Annotated in this window: 17 protein-coding genes; 12 read left to right on the top strand and 5 right to left on the bottom strand. The window is 57.1% G+C overall.

Annotated features, from left to right (window positions below):
- Positions 1 to 232 precede the first annotated feature (232 nt).
- The 3 genes from repC to repA all read right to left on the bottom strand — a co-directional run bounded on the left by repC (position 233) and on the right by repA (position 3,920).
- Positions 233 to 1,444: a plasmid replication protein RepC gene (gene repC / locus GA0004734_RS23300; RefSeq protein ID WP_092938406.1), complete on the bottom strand. Its 1,212-nt coding sequence runs from the start codon at positions 1,442 to 1,444 to the stop codon at positions 233 to 235.
- 168 nt (positions 1,445 to 1,612) lie between these two features.
- Positions 1,613 to 2,617, bottom strand: coding sequence for a plasmid partitioning protein RepB (gene repB / locus GA0004734_RS23295; protein WP_092938404.1), 1,005 nt, complete (start codon positions 2,615 to 2,617; stop codon positions 1,613 to 1,615).
- Between the two features lie 103 nt (positions 2,618 to 2,720).
- Positions 2,721 to 3,920: a plasmid partitioning protein RepA gene (repA, locus tag GA0004734_RS23290; protein WP_245292616.1), complete on the bottom strand. Its 1,200-nt coding sequence runs from the start codon at positions 3,918 to 3,920 to the stop codon at positions 2,721 to 2,723.
- 376 nt (positions 3,921 to 4,296) lie between these two features.
- On the opposite strand from repA, the gene trbB reads away from it, so the two are divergent.
- Genes trbB through trbI form a run of 11 tightly spaced genes read left to right on the top strand, consistent with a single transcriptional unit; the run spans position 4,297 to position 13,817 of the window.
- Positions 4,297 to 5,262, top strand: coding sequence for a P-type conjugative transfer ATPase TrbB (gene trbB, locus GA0004734_RS23285; RefSeq protein WP_092938400.1), 966 nt, complete (start codon positions 4,297 to 4,299; stop codon positions 5,260 to 5,262).
- Positions 5,252 to 5,644 carry a TrbC/VirB2 family protein gene (locus GA0004734_RS23280; protein WP_092938398.1) on the top strand — a complete coding sequence of 131 codons (393 nt, stop codon included), beginning with the start codon at positions 5,252 to 5,254 and terminating at the stop codon, positions 5,642 to 5,644. The genes trbB and GA0004734_RS23280 overlap by 11 nt, the downstream gene beginning before the upstream one ends.
- Positions 5,637 to 5,936 (top strand): conjugal transfer protein TrbD, encoded by a 300-nt coding sequence (locus GA0004734_RS23275; RefSeq protein WP_092938396.1) that lies wholly within the window; start codon positions 5,637 to 5,639, stop codon positions 5,934 to 5,936. Before GA0004734_RS23280 ends, GA0004734_RS23275 begins: the two co-directional genes overlap by 8 nt.
- Positions 5,937 to 5,946: 10 nt before the next feature.
- A complete protein-coding gene (locus GA0004734_RS23270) occupies positions 5,947 to 8,382 on the top strand; it encodes a conjugal transfer protein TrbE (protein WP_092938443.1) in 2,436 nt (811 codons plus the stop codon).
- Complete coding sequence (trbJ, locus tag GA0004734_RS23265) at positions 8,375 to 9,178, top strand: P-type conjugative transfer protein TrbJ (RefSeq protein WP_092938394.1); 804 nt, start codon at positions 8,375 to 8,377, stop codon at positions 9,176 to 9,178. Before GA0004734_RS23270 ends, trbJ begins: the two co-directional genes overlap by 8 nt.
- Positions 9,175 to 9,357, top strand: coding sequence for an entry exclusion protein TrbK (gene trbK / locus GA0004734_RS23260; protein ID WP_018326239.1), 183 nt, complete (start codon positions 9,175 to 9,177; stop codon positions 9,355 to 9,357). Before trbJ ends, trbK begins: the two co-directional genes overlap by 4 nt.
- Positions 9,358 to 9,374: 17 nt before the next feature.
- A complete protein-coding gene (gene trbL, locus GA0004734_RS23255) occupies positions 9,375 to 10,532 on the top strand; it encodes a P-type conjugative transfer protein TrbL (protein ID WP_245292612.1) in 1,158 nt (385 codons plus the stop codon).
- A 21-nt stretch (positions 10,533 to 10,553) separates the two neighbouring features.
- Positions 10,554 to 11,216 carry a conjugal transfer protein TrbF gene (locus GA0004734_RS23250; RefSeq protein WP_092938390.1) on the top strand — a complete coding sequence of 221 codons (663 nt, stop codon included), beginning with the start codon at positions 10,554 to 10,556 and terminating at the stop codon, positions 11,214 to 11,216.
- Between the two features lie 15 nt (positions 11,217 to 11,231).
- Complete coding sequence (gene trbG / locus GA0004734_RS23245) at positions 11,232 to 12,062, top strand: P-type conjugative transfer protein TrbG (RefSeq protein WP_092938387.1); 831 nt, start codon at positions 11,232 to 11,234, stop codon at positions 12,060 to 12,062.
- Positions 12,063 to 12,065: 3 nt separating this feature from the next.
- On the top strand, positions 12,066 to 12,509 hold the full coding sequence (trbH, locus tag GA0004734_RS23240; protein ID WP_092938385.1) for a conjugal transfer protein TrbH: 444 nt from the start codon (positions 12,066 to 12,068) through the stop codon (positions 12,507 to 12,509).
- 12 nt (positions 12,510 to 12,521) lie between these two features.
- Positions 12,522 to 13,817, top strand: a complete 1,296-nt coding sequence (trbI, locus tag GA0004734_RS23235) for an IncP-type conjugal transfer protein TrbI (RefSeq protein WP_092938383.1) — start codon at positions 12,522 to 12,524, stop codon at positions 13,815 to 13,817.
- Between the two features lie 40 nt (positions 13,818 to 13,857).
- Here the strand turns inward: trbI and GA0004734_RS23230 are convergent, their stop codons facing one another.
- Complete coding sequence (locus GA0004734_RS23230; protein WP_092938381.1) at positions 13,858 to 14,520, bottom strand: acyl-homoserine-lactone synthase; 663 nt, start codon at positions 14,518 to 14,520, stop codon at positions 13,858 to 13,860.
- Between the two features lie 117 nt (positions 14,521 to 14,637).
- Positions 14,638 to 15,444: a helix-turn-helix transcriptional regulator gene (locus GA0004734_RS23225; protein WP_348626119.1), complete on the bottom strand. Its 807-nt coding sequence runs from the start codon at positions 15,442 to 15,444 to the stop codon at positions 14,638 to 14,640.
- 466 nt (positions 15,445 to 15,910) lie between these two features.
- On the opposite strand from GA0004734_RS23225, the gene GA0004734_RS23220 reads away from it, so the two are divergent.
- The gene (locus GA0004734_RS23220) at positions 15,911 to 16,210 is read left to right on the top strand and encodes a transcriptional repressor TraM (RefSeq protein WP_092938379.1); all 300 of its coding nucleotides are present in this window, start codon (positions 15,911 to 15,913) and stop codon (positions 16,208 to 16,210) included.
- Positions 16,211 to 16,214 lie beyond the last annotated feature (4 nt).

Here is a 16,214-nt window from a genome sequence, read left to right as displayed (position 1 = left end):
GCGCTGTTTCCCAAAGCAAGGCTGAAGCTTCTAACTACTCTACCGCGCGGCGGAAAGGAGGACCACTAGTACTGATTTCGGAATACGTTCGTCTATTTCAGTTGCAAACTTCTGTTTTGAGTCCTGATCTGGACCTCGCAGGTGATTAAGAAACCTTAGCTGCAACAGGGGGTTAGTTTGTTGTCAGCTGACTACAATCGACGGCTTCCTAAAGCTCCTGATATCGGGGACATCATGCACTTATAGCCCCGCCAGAGTTCGCTTTCAAAAGCGCCATTATCATCGGGCCGAGCGAAAATTCACCGCGGCGCGTTCTGGAGGTGAGATCGCGGAGATAGCCACCAGCGGAATTGATGTGCCCAGCTCGCTCAAGTATCGCTGCCATCGCGACGGCCGCATTCTCGGCGCCCATTGCCTCGCAAGCATCCTGATAAGCTGAAGCGCTTACTCCCAAGGTCGACCGAACCACGACTGCGGCGGACATCAAGTCCCTCCAACTCTGGACCTGGCCTCCAGGCGCATAGGCCGCAATTTCAGGGCATGCTCGCATCACCAAACCAATAGGGAAACTCTTTAGCGGCTCGGCCAGTCGGTCTGATTTTAACATCGGTCTCTCGCCCCGCTCTTTTTCGGAGCTAGGTTCAAATTCATTTATAGATTCGGTATTTGAATTCTGTATGTGCTGACGGATTCCGTTGTCATTGGTAGCGGTTTTTTGTGAAAAGATGTTGCTTTCCAATATGCTGAGCACGTCTTCGCGCAAGAGTACTAGTTCGTCCAGGATGGATTCAACGGCCTCAATCGACTTGGCGGTCCTAAGCCTTGCTACGGCCCCGATGTAGATTGTCTCCATCGTCGCCCAGTCGCCAGGCGCACCATCTTCAACAGCAGCCGCGATAAGCTTACGCACGTCCCTGCGCGCGATAGTCGTCCGCTCCTTAACTACCTTGAAGCGTCGTGCCTCATCGGCCACCCGCTGCGCCATGAGAGCGAGTTCTTCCGCCCTCGCAAGCAAGGGGGCAAGACTGAACCCATATGCTGTCTCCACCTCGCCGTCCTTGCCACGTCTCACGTAGCGTTTACCATTGGGGCTGTCGTTACGATTTATCAGCCCGGCACCCACCAATACAGCCAAGTTCTCTCTCAGTGTCGTGCCCGCGATGCCGTTCGCTCGTGCGCTCAGTTGAGCATTAGACGGAAAGACCACAAGGTTCGCATCTTCGCTGAGGTCCGTCTCTGGATAAAACGACAGGAGAGCGTTGAGCACAGCAAGCGCCCTATCGCGCAGGCCAAGTAGCGCGCGCGCTTCGCAGGCGTCACGGTATACTTTCCACTTGTCCGCAACTTTTCCCTTGCGAATGTCCGCTGTCTGGAATTGGGCCCTGACCAAGGCAAGCGTCATCGGCCGCCGCCCGAATGGCGTCGTTACACTTCCACTTTGCATTTTTCTTTCACCTTTCGATCGGCAAAGGGAATCAGCTCACCAAATCGGTGCCAAAGACTATTGACTGGGATTCATGGAAATGCGATTCTCAGGCTGCTTAGACCAATGAGAGAGGCTTCCACGACGGCAACGTTTGGGGGCCTTTTTCTTTTGCGGTTTCTTCCTTTTCTAACCTTCGGATCCGGGCTCGGTCTGCCGGAAGTTCTCGTAAAGATCAGGAATTCGATCCATCACGAACTTGGCAAACGCCTCGTCCCGATCTCTATCAATCTCAATTTTACAAACCCTGCCGGAGACCGCGAGGGTAGCGATCTGAGTACCCTCGGCAGACTTTGCGGAAAGTACCGGCGTCTTTTCCGCGCTCGGTCTATCGATCGCCTTTATCGCGCGAAGAACCGCGATAAAGCGATCATCCGAAGTCTTGTGACCAAACGACTTGTCAGTTGTAGCCTTACGCGCTTTGCTTTCCGCTCGTACATTTTTCAGACCGTCAGCAAGCTCTTGCCACCGCGGCCGACCTATCTTCGGAGCCCGGCCGATCGCTTCGGCCAGCCAACCTGGAACAGCGCGGCCTACGTTGATGAGCTTGGATGCTTCCTGCCGATCAACCGACAAAGCGGTTTGAATGAGGGTCCGCTCAAACCCGCCTTCCTCGAGTTTCAGCGCGAACATTGAACGCTCTATAAAGGTAAGATCTTCACGGGCTGAATTTTCAATGCCTTGTGCGACAACAAGGCGATCGTCACTAAGTTCGCGCACGTAAGCCTTGACCTTAAGACCAAGCTCAGTGGCAGCTCGTACGCGACGATGGCCATAAGAAATCTGATAACGGCCAATCTCAGTGGGATGAGCCCGTACTAGAATTGGTATTTCTTGCCCGTGCTCAAGGAAAGAGGCTTTGAGAGCTTCGACAGCCGAAGCATCCTGATCCGCAAAACGATCGGCGAAAGGGGATGGGTCGATAAGAGACGGATCGAGGTCAATCGGAAGAGCGCCGTCAGCAACTTTTTGCTTGAGTTCTTCGTAGTCCCTCTCAACTTCCGAAAAAGTGTCCTTCAACGACCGAACCGCTCCTGACGCTACGCGCTGCATTGGTTGACGTGTGTCAGCGGTCGGCGCCTCATCAGGCCCTGCGGCAAAGAGATTGCGGACTGACTGAGTTCGTTTGCTCATCTATCATTTCCCCAATCAGAACGTTTAACTACTAGCACCGACGACATCACGTCGTCAGCTGACAACAAGTTAAGCGATTGATTCTTTTGAGAGTGGAGCACCATCATCTACCCCACACTTCATTGATTAGGCCGACAGCTTCGTGATTCACTGCACTAATGGATTCCATCGCTCGATCATAGGTCGATCGACCGACCGCACCACGCGACAACTCGTAAAGAGATTGCTTGGTCAAACCGGCATTAGCAATTGCGGTCGATTTCCATGCTGCCGCAGCCATCACATCGGTACCGAATACATCCCGAAGTAAACCGACGATTTCCTGTTCAGGTACATCTCGGGGATCATGGCGGGTCACAAGGAACCTCAGAAAATCATAGTCGAGCTTACCTCCCGCCTCTTCGATTACGGAGACAAGATCGGAGGTCATTAGGAGAAATTGGCTCATGGAAGCTACGTCCACCATTTGTGGGTGGACGGTGACAATCATTCCTGTCGCTGCATTCAGAGCACCCATGGTGAGGAAGCCAAGCTGAGGAGGGCAGTCAACAACGACAATGTCGTACTCGTCTTTGACCTGATCAATGGCGCTTGCAACACGCCTGAAAAACAAATCTTCTGGCCGTCCTCGGTTTTGGAGCATAAATCGCGGGGTCTGATGCTCAAACTCCATCAGCTCCAGATTGCCGGGAACGATGCTGATGCCCGTGAAGTAGGTCTTGCGGATCACATCTTTCATCGCCACACGCTGGTCATCATACCGGATGGCGCCGTATATCGTGGTATTCTCCGCAACATCGAATTCCGGCTGATAACCAAACATCGCGGAGAGCGAGGCCTGGGGATCAAGATCTATGGCAAGGGCTCGATAACCCTGGAGCGCCAGACCCTGCGCGAGATATAGAGATGTCGTGGTCTTGGCCGAGCCACCCTTAAAGTTGGCGACTGTGATGATTTGAAGTTTTTCACCCTCCCGGCGACGGGGCCAGAAACGCGCCGCTTCCTTAGGGCGTGCCTCGGCGAGGTACTGCCGCAAGCCATTGATTTGTTCAAGTGTATAGGAGCGTCGGCCACCGGTCCCGATATCAGGTGCCGGGCCGAGGCCATCTAGGGAGAGTTGGCGCAGGTAGCCATCCGAAACACCAACGATCTCGGCTACCTCCCCAGAGGTGAACGACCGAAGCGACTTCTGCGCGGTCGGGGGAAAGGCGCGTTCACCGACCGCACGGAGTCTCGCGGATAGAGCTTCCGCGCGCTGCGTAATATGTGCGGACGTTGCTGCCCTACTGATGTGCCTGTCGATCACGTTCACTTTAGCCTCAGGTTCAAGACGGTTTATCAGCGTCAGACGCGCTATTGCCGTCTGAAGATAGCGCATGATTCCCGTCTGTCCGCAAGAGAAATAGGGTTAACAAAACCTTAACGCACTTTGATGCAACAAACTGTTCGCGCCTTTTTTTCAACGTTTCCAGAGTTTTAGCCTAGTATAAATTCCCGCCCAAAATTTCTTTCCCTCACAATCTGTTCGGAAATATCCAAGACGCCGACAGGCCGTCTCTCCAACTTGCGCCACCGTGCAGGAAACGACAGAGAATCGCGAGGTACAAATTTGTACGTGGACAGCTTGGTGCCGTCCCGCTTTTTTCTCCCGCAAATCAATCAGCGAGGAGAAAGCTGCAATGCTTCAGTCGCATTCCCGCCTTGTGCGCAAGCTTCAAGAAGCACTGGGCGATCGTCTATGTATTGCCCTCGACGACCCTGGGGTCGTCGAGATCATGCTCAACCCGGACGGCAAAGTTTTCATCGAGCGGTTAGGGCAGGGTATTGCGCCTGCGGGTGAGATGGCTGCGACAGCTGCGGAAACAATCATTGGCTCCGTCGCACACGCTCTCCAATCCGAGGCGGACGACGGACGGCCGATCATCTCCGGCGAGCTCCCTATTGGAGGGCACCGCTTTGAAGGACTGCTGCCTCCAATCGTAGCGTCGCCAACCTTCACGATCAGGCGAAGAGCCTCCAGGCTAATTCCACTCGACGACTACATCGCTGACAAGGTGATGACGGAGGCACAAGCTACAGTGATTAGGAGCGCGATTGCGAACCGGCTAAACATCGTGATCGCCGGGGGAACGGGTTCGGGCAAAACGACACTGGCCAATGCCGTGATTGCCGAAATCATAGCTTCAGCACCGGATGACCGCATGGTCATTCTTGAAGATACTGCGGAAATCAGGTGTGCGGCAGAGAATGCAGTGTGCCTGCATACCAGTGACACGATCGATATGGCGCGGTTGCTCAAGAGCACCATGCGCCTCCGTCCCGACCGCATCATCGTTGGCGAAGTCCGCGATGGCGCCGCACTGACGCTGCTGAAAGCCTGGAATACGGGCCATCCCGGTGGCGTCACCACCGTCCACTCCAATACCGCCATGTCCGCCCTGCGTCGCCTAGAGCAACTGACCGCCGAGGTCAGTCAGCAGCCGATGCAGGCTGTGATCGGCGAGGCCGTTGATCTTGTCATCTCGATCGAGCGCGCGGGGAGGGGGAGACGGGTACGAGAAGTCATCAATGTCGAGGGCTTCAGCGGTAGCCGCTACCAGACCGAACATTACGCTCAAATTGATGAGGACATTCATGCTGCATAATCGCTCCTTTCGCCTCGGACTGCTCGCTGCGTTGTTTTGCACAGCCGTTGCCGCGCCCGCCCTCGCCAGTTCCGGTGGAAGTCTCCCCTGGGAGGGGCCGCTTGAACAGATTCAGGAATCCATCACTGGGCCAGTCGCAGGAGCAATTGCCCTCGCCGCCATGGCGATCGCCGGCGGAATGCTGATCTTCGGCGGCGAGCTCAACGATTTCGCGCGACGCCTCGTCTACATCGTACTGGTCGCCGGTATCCTGCTGGGGGCGACGACGATTGTCGGACTGTTCGGTGCGACCGGCGCGTCGATCGGCATCACTGCCACAAGTTTGCCAGGGACCGTTTCCCAGCCGATGTCCGTTGCAAGAGGGGAGGGGGCCAATGGGTGAGCCGCATTCCGCTCTCCAACGCAATCGCATTCACCGCGCTCTTTCACGACCGAATCTGCTGATGGGGGCAGACCGAGAGCTCCTGCTTTTCACAGGGCTGGTGGCGATCATCCTGATCTTCGTCGTGCTCACCCTGTATTCAGCGCTGTTCGGCATCGCCATCTGGTTCGTGATCGTCGGCGCACTGCGCATGATGGCAAAATCCGATCCCCTCATGCGTCATGTCTACGTGCGGCATTTGCGCTACCGGCATCACTACCTGCCCACGTCTACGCCGTGGCGGCGTTTTTAGAGGTGCAATGATGGTCGCTTTGCGTTCCCTTCGCCCGTCTGCACCGTCGTTCGCCGATCTCGTGCCCTATGCCGGACTGGTCGACAATGGGACCATTCTTCTCAAGGACGGAAGTCTCATGGCGGGGTGGTATTTTGCCGGCCCTGACTCCGAGAGCGCCACGGATTTCGAGCGCAACGATCTGTCCCGTCAGATCAATACGATCCTTTCACGGCTAGGTTCCGGCTGGATGATCCAGGTCGAGGCCGTGCGCATCCCAACGACTGACTATCCTTCTGCGGAACGCAGTCATTTCCCCGATGCTGTCACTCGAATGATCGATGATGAGCGGCGCAAGCACTTCGAACAAGAGCGCGGGCATTTCGAGAGCCGGCATGCGCTCGTCCTGACATATCGCCCTCCCGAGCGCCGGCGATCTGGCGTCACGCGTTATATCTACTCGGACACTGAGAGCCGGACGGCGACCTATGCCGACACAGTGCTCGACAGTTTCAGGCGCTCTACCCGAGAGATCGAGCAGTACCTCGGCAACGTCATCTCAATCGAGCGTATGCGGACGCGTGAGGTGCCGGAACGCGGTGGCACCCGCATTGCCCGCTACGATGAGCTGTTCCAGTTCATCCGGTTCTGCATCACCGGTGAAAACCACCCAGTCCGTCTGCCTGAAATTCCGATGTATTTGGATTGGCTGGCGACCGCGGAGCTGGAGCACGGCCTCACCCCGAAAGTAGAAAACCGGTTCCTCAGCGCGATTGCGATCGACGGTTTGCCGGCCGAGAGCTGGCCAGGTATCTTGAATAGCCTCGATCTCTTGCCGCTCACCTACCGCTGGTCGTCGCGCTTCATCTTTCTGGATGCTGAGGAAGCCAAACAGCGGTTGGAGCGCACGCGCAAGAAATGGCAGCAGAAGGTACGGCCCTTTTTCGACCAGCTCTTCCAGACGCAGAGCCGATCGGTTGACCAGGACGCAATGGCCATGGTCGCGGAAACTGAAGACGCGATCGCCGAGGCTTCTTCGCAGCTGGTCGCTTATGGCTATTACACGCCGGTGATCATCCTATTCGACGAGAGCAGAGAAAAGCTTGCCGATAAAGCCGAGTCCGTTCGAAGGTTGATCCAGGCTGAAGGATTTGGCGCGCGGATCGAGACGTTGAATGCGACGGACGCGTTCCTCGGGAGCCTGCCAGGCAACTGGTACTGCAACATCCGGGAACCGCTGATAAACACCCGCAACCTCGCTGACCTGATCCCCCTCAATTCCGTCTGGTCGGGCAGTCCGCTTGCGCCCTGCCCGTTCTATCCACCCGACGCGCCGCCACTGACACAGGTGGCTTCCGGATCGTCACCCTTCCGACTGAACCTTCACGTGGATGATGTCGGGCATACGCTTATTTTCGGACCAACCGGTTCCGGCAAGTCAACGCTTCTCGCGCTCATCGCAGCGCAATTTCGCCGGTATGAGGGTGCGCAGGTTTTCGCCTTCGACAAAGGCAACTCCATCCTTCCGCTTACGCTGGCCGTGGATGGCAATCATTACGAAATCGGCGGCGAGGCAGGGGAGGGGGCTAGGCTTGCCTTTTGCCCTCTCTCCGACCTCTCGACCGATACCGACCGCGCCTGGGCTTCCGAATGGATCGAAACACTCGTCTCCCTGCAGGGTGTCACGGTCACCCCGGACCACCGAAACGCCATATCTCGGCAGATCGGTTTGATGGCGGGGGCGCCAGGCCGGTCGCTGTCGGATTTTGTGAGCGGCGTGCAGATGCGGGAGATCAAGGACGCGTTGCACCACTACACTGTTGACGGCCCCATGGGCCAGCTTCTCGACGCTGAACGGGATTCGCTAACCCTCGGTCTGTTCCAGTGCTTCGAGATCGAGCAACTGATGAATATGGGCGAGCGAAATCTCGTCCCCGTGCTGACCTATCTGTTTCGCCGGATCGAAAAACGGCTCACGGGGACACCAAGCCTCATCATTCTCGATGAGGCTTGGCTGATGCTCGGCCACCCGGTGTTCCGCGACAAGATCCGCGAGTGGCTGAAGGTGTTACGAAAGGCAAACTGCGCTGTCGTTCTCGCCACCCAGTCAATTTCGGACGCAGAACGTTCGGGCATCATCGATGTCCTGAAGGAGTCTTGCCCAACCAAGATCTGCCTCCCGAACGGTGCGGCTCGGGAATCCGGGACACGAGAATTTTATGAGCGTATCGGCTTCAATCCTCGCCAGATTGAAATCGTCGCAACCGCCATTCCAAAGCGTGAATATTACGTGACGTCGCCGGACGGACGCCGCCTTTTCGATATGGCGCTGGGGCCGCTCACCCTCTCCTTCGTCGGTGCTTCCGGCAAAGCCGACCTCGCTCGGATCCGGGAACTTCTCTCAACCTTCGGCAAAGACTGGCCAACCCAATGGCTCAATGAAAGAGGGATCAATCGCTATGCTTGACCATATCCTATCGCTCAAAAGAAAATCCGCGACCGCTGTCGTGGCAGCTTTTGCAGTCTGCGCTTCGGCACCAGCATTTGCCGGCTCAGCGACGGGCGCCGCAACCGAGTGGACACAGCTTGCCAACAATGCACAGCTCGTCGACCTCCTTAAAAGCTCCGGCCTGCAAGTCGACAATCAGCTGACACAGATCAGCCAGTTGGCCGAGCAGATCCAGAACCAGCTGAACATCTACGAAAACATGCTGCAAAACACGGCGCAGCTGCCCGATCACATCTGGGGCCAAGTCGAAAACGACCTCAACCGGCTGCGGGATATCATCGATCAGGGACAGAGCATCTCTTTCTCGATGGGGAGCGCAGATGATGTGCTGAAACAGCGCTTTCAATCCTATGCTGATCTTCAGACTGCCGCCGCCAACGGGACGGACCTATCCTCGAACTATGCCCGTTGGTCAGATACCAACCGCGACACCATCGCCAGCACGCTCAAGGCTGCAAGCCTGACGGCTGACCAGTTCGACAGCGAGGAGGATACGATGCGCTCCCTCCGAAACATGTCGGAAACGGCCGATGGCCAAATGAAAGCTCTGCAGGTCGGCCACGAAATTGCGGCGCAACAGGTTGGGCAAATGCAAAAGCTGCGTGGTCTCGTCTCCCAGCAAATGACGATGATGGGGACGTGGCTGCAAAGCGAGCAGACCGACAAGGATCTGGCACAAGCTCGGCGGGAAAAGTTCTTCAACGCCGACACCAGTGCCGTCCCCGACGGTCAGAAGATGGAGCCCCGCTGGTGAGCCGCGCGATCGTCATTGCTATCGCGCTTTTGGTCGCGGCGGCATCAGTGTCAGCAGCAACGGTATTCATCATGAAGTCCGACGAGAGATCCTCATCCAAAAAGAGCGAGAAATTTTTCGGTGTGAAAAAGGACCTGCCCCCGATCGAAAAGGGCCAGGAAATGCGTCCAAGATGGTGAGGGCACGGATCGAGTTGATGCTTTTTGCAACCGGCCTTGCCTGCCTTATGCTGGCCGGCCCAGCGTTTGCACAGCAGGGCCAAGTCCTCACGGAGCTTGAAAATCAGGTTTCTTCCGCTGCCAAGGGCTGGGAAACAACCATCATGGATGCGGCAAGGTCTCTGTTCTGGATCCTCGCCGGAATAGAGGTGGGGATTGCCGCAGTGTGGCTCGCCATTCAGTCGGCATCCCTCGACAGCTGGTTCGCAGAGCTTGTGCGGAGGATCATGTTCATCGGTTTTTTTGCCTTTGTTTTGACCCAGGGACCAACGTTTGCCAAAGCTGTTGTCGATAGTCTCTATCAGATCGGGGCCGGTAGTGGGTCAGCTTCGCCCGCGGAGGTGTTCGATGCGGGTATCCGTGTCGCTTCGCAGATGTCGGAACAGGCCAAGTTCGGTGTCTTCGAGGATAATGCTCTTGCGATCGCAGCCGTTCTCGCCATGGGTATTGTTGTGATCTGCTTCTCGCTGGTGGCAGCGATTTTCGTGGCTGTGATGGTCGAGATGTATGTCGGCCTACTCGCGGGAATGATTATGCTCGGCCTCGGTGGATCCTCGTTCACCAAGGACTTTGCTGTCCGATATCTCGTTTATGCTTTCGGCGTTGGCATGAAGCTCATGGCGTTGGTCATGATCGCTAAAATCGGCTCCGGTGTCCTCTTGGGACTTGCTCAGGCCCCAACCGCCGAGACCGACCAGTTCATCACGACACTTGCGATCGCCGGCATCTCGGTCGTTGTGTTTATCATCGCGATGTATGTTCCAAACATCATGCAGGGCGTCGTTCAGGGGGCGTCTGTTTCCGGCGGGATGGAAGCCATTCAGCACGGTGGGCAGGCGGCGTCTTTCGCGACTGGCGGAGCCTTCCTGGCCGCAGGTGCGGCCGGAGCAGGATTTGCAGCAGGTCAAGCGGCGCGGGCCGCCGGATCATCCTTTGGAGGAGCGGCTATTCGCGGAGTGGGTGCAGGCCTTGGCTCGGCCGGGCAGGCCGCAGGATCCGCAGCCAAGGAGAAGGCGATTGGGTCGCCCGGTGCCTATGCCGGCTCCATCCTTGGCCTGGCGAACGCGAAGCTCGACCAGGCTCGTGGCAAAGGAGCCTCAACCGCTCAACCGCCGGAACGACAAGACAAACCGTAAATTCAAGACAGGGAAAACATTATGGCAGCGCAACGCGCCCCGGAGAACCCGTACATTGCCGCGAGGCAGGAATGGTCGGAACGATACGGCTCTTACGTGAGGGCGGCCTCGGCATGGCGGATGGTCGGTATCTTGAGCCTCGGCATGGCGGTGATCGGTTTTGGTTATTCATTATATCTGAGCACGCAAGTGAAGCTCGTTCCCTACATCGTCGAGGTCGACAAGCTCGGAAACACCGTATCGGCAGGATTTCCGCAGCAGATCGAATATGCCGACGCCCGAGTCATCCGGGCCACGCTCGGCGGATTTATCACCAGTTTCCGCTCCATTACGCCCGACGCTGTCGTCCAGAAGCAATACATCGACAGGACCTATGCGCTTCTCAGGACGAGCGATCCGTCAACCCAGAAGATCAATGCCTGGTTCCGCGGCAACTCGCCATTCGAAAAGGCCGTGAATGCGACCGTCGCCATCGAGGTGAACAACATCGTCGCGCTGTCGAACCAGACCTATCAAATCGACTGGACTGAGTACGAACGGGACCGCAAGGGCAAGGAAATCGCGACACGCCGATTTCGCGGCATAGCCACGGTGGCGATCACCGCGCCCCTGGACGAGGCAACGATCCGGCTCAATCCGATCGGCCTCTATGTCAAGGACTTCGACTGGACCGCGCAACTGTAAGGGCAGGGGACTTCAATGAATACAAGGTTAGATCGGGCAGCGATTTGCTGCATGACCGCACTTGCGCTTTTGATCACGGCGACGACAACGGGCTTTACCCAGAACCTGACGACGAATGAGGCTAAGGGAACCACGCTATCCAACAAGTGGCGCGGGCAGCGAGGCTTGGTGACGACGGGAGCCGACGGAAAAGTCATCTTCCTGTTCGGTGAGACGCAGCCTTCTGTCGTCTGCTCACCTTTACAGGTCTGCGACATCGAGCTTCAGGGTGGGGAGATTGTGCGCGACGTGCTTGTCGGGGACACGGTACGCTGGAAGATCGAGCCGGCCACATCCGGTGCTGCAGGGGGCCAGGCAATTCACCTGATCGTCAAACCGTCTGAGGCGGGTCTGGTGACGTCGATGGTGGTGACGACCTCAAGACGCACCTATCATATCCAGCTCAAATCGCACCCGAACCAGTACATGGCCCGCGTCGGCTTCGAGTATCCGGAAGAGGCCGCGACGAGATTGTCCGACATCAATGCTCGTATTCAGACGATGACCAATTCCGACGGCGGCGTGCCGCCCGAGCAACTTGCCTTCGCCTATTCACTGAGTGGCAGCGCGCCCTGGAAGCCGAAGCGCGTCTATTCAGATGGACAGAAAACCTACATACAATTTCCGCGAACACTCTCCGGTCAGGATGCGCCGGTCCTCTTCGTGGTCTCTGGCGGGCAAAACCGGATCGTAAACTACCGGATGAAGAACGACATGATGATTGTCGATTACAACATCGACAAGGCTGTCCTCGTTTCGGGCGTCGGCTGGCGTCAGCAGAAAATCACTATCCGGCGGGGAGGCTGATCGATGCGCCTTTGCCTTTTTCCTTTTGTCGCTGCCGTTCTTCTCTCTGGTTGCCAGACCGGAACTGACGCGCTCACGACGAGCGCCGCGCCTTCGACGGTAACAGGCCCCGCCGCAAGCGCGATCGCCGGCGACATAGCTGGACGTTATGCCGAGCAGGCAGGGTCAACCGCCACGCCGATCAGGCTTCACAACGACACATCGGATTTCGCGACCGCGCTCAAGGCCGCGTTGAAGGGGTGGGGGTTCACTGTCGTGACGGATGACAACGCGCGCTCCTTGAAAGACACCGCCAAACCGATCGAGCTGGCATATTCGTTGATCGACGTTGACGGACAGGTGCTGGCGAGACTTTCCAGCCAGACACTCGAGCTTGGGCGGGCCTATTCCGTGTCATCAGGCGGCGCCACGCCGGCGAGCCCGCTCTCATTAATGAAGCGAAACTGAGGAGAGGCAGATATGGTCCAGTCGCTCCAGCTCGGCAATCCGAGCATCACCTCGCAGGAAAAGGGCATGAAACGGCTCAATCGCCTGCCGGTGTTCTTTGGCATCGGTATCACAGTCGTCGTCGCCTGTGTCCTTGTCTACGGCATCTCATCCAGGGGACTGCGGTTCGGCGACAGAATTCCGGATGAAGCAGGCTCGAACGTCCCGGCCTCGACCTTCGCTGATCAGATCAAGCGCGGGGTGAAAGACGGCATCATCGGGGATCGCGAAGAGCAGTCCGTATTCCAACCCACGCCCACAACCCGGACAAAGGTGGAAGCCAAGCCGATTGAAGAAGAGCAGATAAAGCAGCAAGCACGGGAAGAGCGCCGACCGCAAATGGAGTCGGAAGAAGAATGGTTGGCCCGACTTCGCCGCGAGCAGCGCGAACAAGTCCTGCGTGAACAGCAGCGACAGCGGATGGCCAGCCTTCAGGCGCGTGCCACTGCCTTTGACTCGCCGCTGAAGGTCAAAATCTCGGAGCTGGGAAATGTGCCCAGCGACACCAGGACAACAGACCGGCAGCCAACCACCAATAACGGTGCCTCCGATCTCTATGCGGCGGCCATGAAATCGGGTTTGATGGGTCAGAATGCCGATCCGAACGGACAGACTTCGAAGGAAGATTTCTTCAACGCCGACATCAAGGATCTCGGCTACCTGCCGAACCAGGTTGTACCCCAACAGTCACGCTATGAACTGAAGCGCGGCTCCGTCATCCCCGCGACCATGATTACCGGCATCATCTCCGATTTGCCGGGCCGGATTACAGCGCAGGTGAGCCAGCACATCTACGACAGCGCCACAGGACATTTTCTTCTCATTCCGCAGGGTACCAAATTACTCGGACGCTATGACAGCAAGGTCTCGTTTGGCCAAAGCCGCGTCCTGGTTGTCTGGACGGATGTCATCTTCCCGAATGGCTCGACTTTGCAGATCGGCGGCATGGCTGGAACGGACTCGCAGGGCTATGGCGGGTTTTCCGACAAGGTCAATAATCATTATTTCCGCACCTTCGGTTCGGCGGCGCTTGTTGCACTGATTGGTACTGGCATCGATATGGCAGTTCCCGAGAGTTCCACCCTCGCCACACAGGATACAGCCTCTGACGCGGCACGCAGGAACTTTGCGGAGACCTTCGGCCGCGTCGCGGAGCAGACGATTTCCAAGAACCTGAATGTTCAGCCCACCATCCAGATCCGACCGGGCTACAAGTTCAACGTTCTTGTCGACCAGGATATTGTATTTCCCGGAAATTATGGCGGTTGAGGCACACGTTGCCGCAACCGCCCTTTGGCCAATTCCTGGGTCAGGCCGATATGCGCACGGTCTCGCTGTCCGCAATTTTGCGCGGCCGATATCCTGCATAAAGGGGAGCCGCGACACCAAGCGTCTGCTGCATGCGCATGCGAACTTCCTCTGAAACTTCGAAGATACCGCAGCAAACCGGAGAGCGACCATAGCCGTCCGCACGGCCAACCTCTTCAACGGTGAGCCCCGCCCGACGATAGACGCGCGCCAGGTGCGGCTCGTAGTTCGAGACAAGCGTCTCGATACCGTGAGACAATCCGCATTCGCACAACGCCAGCAACAGCATGCCGAAAGCCTTGCCCGTTTCCAGGTTCGGAAAGTCCTCGGAGAGTATTTCCTCATCGAGGCACATTCGCGTCCCTTCGTAGATTCCAGGTGCAATCAGGTTTGCACCCGCAAACGTGTTATAGAAGACGTCGTAGAGAAGCGTTGGGCCGGTGGTTGGCATCAGCCGCAGCGTTCCATAAAGGCGATCCGCGCGATCATTGCACCACATCAGGTAAGCTGGCCGCAGAACATCGTACTCGTCGCGCTCGCAATCACCGTCGATTGTCACGGCCCAACCGAGTTGATCGTGAAACACACGTTTGCGCAGGCGAAATGCCTGATCCATGAGAGACTTATAACGGGTGTACTGATGCGCCTGAACCAGAATGAACAAAGTTTATCTCCAGCTGTTGATGATGGCTGGAAGATGCCGCCTCCCGGGGAAGCCAGATATTCCCGCATATGCTCAAGCCCATATGCGGGTATTGTCAAAGTCTGGCTGGCGGTCGGCTCATATCGTGATCACGCGCAGCTTCAGGGCAAGAGTGGCCGCCGCCGAGATCGTGGCGCAACCAAGTTTCGTCCTCGCCGACTTGATGTAGCTGCGGGTCGTGTGATGGGATAGGCCGAGAATAAGCGCGATATCCTTGTAATCCTTGCCGAGCGCGCTCCAGTAGAGGCACTCACGTTCCCGCGGACTCAAGACCGGGATCGGATCGCTCGCTCCATGTAGCTCGAACACGGCCATCTGGTGGACGAGATACGCGAGATCGACCCATTCACTCCGATGAGCATCCACCAGATCCTCCCAGTCTTCGGCGGAGGCGTTCGAATTCAAAGAGAGGATGGCGCGACGGCCGGCTTTATCCGTTATAGGGATGGAGAAGCCAAAGCGGCCGATCCCATGGCGTGTTGCGTCTTCCAGAAACATCAGCATCTCGGGTGCGACTTCGAGTTCTCGCCAATCGAATGGCAACTGGCGCAGAAAGCCCTCGCGCGCAACAGGATCGATGGTGACATAGCCCTTCAACAGATAAGTGGATACCCACGCATCCGGGTAGGTCGTGCGCACGAACGGGGCGTCAAAATCACCAATCACCGTCGAAGCGAGATGGTAGGTAATGAAATCGACGTGATAAAACGACTGTATCAAATGGAGCGCCTCGGTCACCGCGCCCGTCTTTGCAAGGCGCTCCCTGACGTCAGAAAAATCGGCGAAAGATCCTGTCAATATACGTTTCCAACACGGCGGACTGACAATCCGCCGCAGAGATCGAATGATCAGCCAAACGAGTTCGGCGGCGATGCAGAACTTCAAGGGATCGTGCTGTAGCCTGATTGCTTTCGCGTTTCAAACGCAACTTCTCGACGAGAAAGGGCCTCGCGATGCAGAGGTTAATTTAGTTCGACTATTGGTCGATCTCCGCGTTTCATTTTGGACACAAAAGCGACAACGACTCTAGGTTCCTTCTTCAAGCGTTGGCCGCGAGCCGACCCAGTACGCCAACAAATCTGCGGTGGCGCGAACAAGGTTAGGTCGCTATAAGCGCTGGTGAGGCAGTACGCGCTGCCTCCGGGCTTTGTAACCCGAAGCACACCGGTTTGGTGCCCGCCGTTAGGGCGCCAGATTCCTCGACCTATGGTCGGGGAGCCGTGGACGTATGTCCAGGTTCCTCGGAACTAAAGGTCCATGGGCTGAGTGTGCTCGGTTACAAACTCCCCGATCGCCAGGGGTCAGGAACTATGCGGGGGCGCACCGCGCATTCCTGTTTTGGGAGTTGAACATGGACGCCGACGACCGATTGAATGGCGAGGCAGTCGATCTGAAGCCGCTGGTAGGCCTCCTGCATGGGCTTCCGTCACCGCTCGTCGAGCGTCTCACGATCGATGCAATCCGCGAACATCGCGAACTGTTGGAGCAGGCAGAAAATCTGTTCAATGAACTGCCGGCTGACGTTAAAGCCGGTAAGGAGCTTGTTAGCGATACCCATATTGCCTATCTCGAAGCAACCATCAGGATGCACGCGCAAATGTCGGCGCTGACCACCCTGCTGCACATTCTGGGCTATACGCCCAAAACCTGACCCG

Origin of the sequence: Rhizobium sp. 9140, assembly GCF_900067135.1 — a bacterium.
Lineage (GTDB): Bacteria > Pseudomonadota > Alphaproteobacteria > Rhizobiales > Rhizobiaceae > Ferranicluibacter.
Note: the sequence above shows the minus strand (reverse complement) of the source record. Positions and strands in the feature narration are given on the sequence as shown.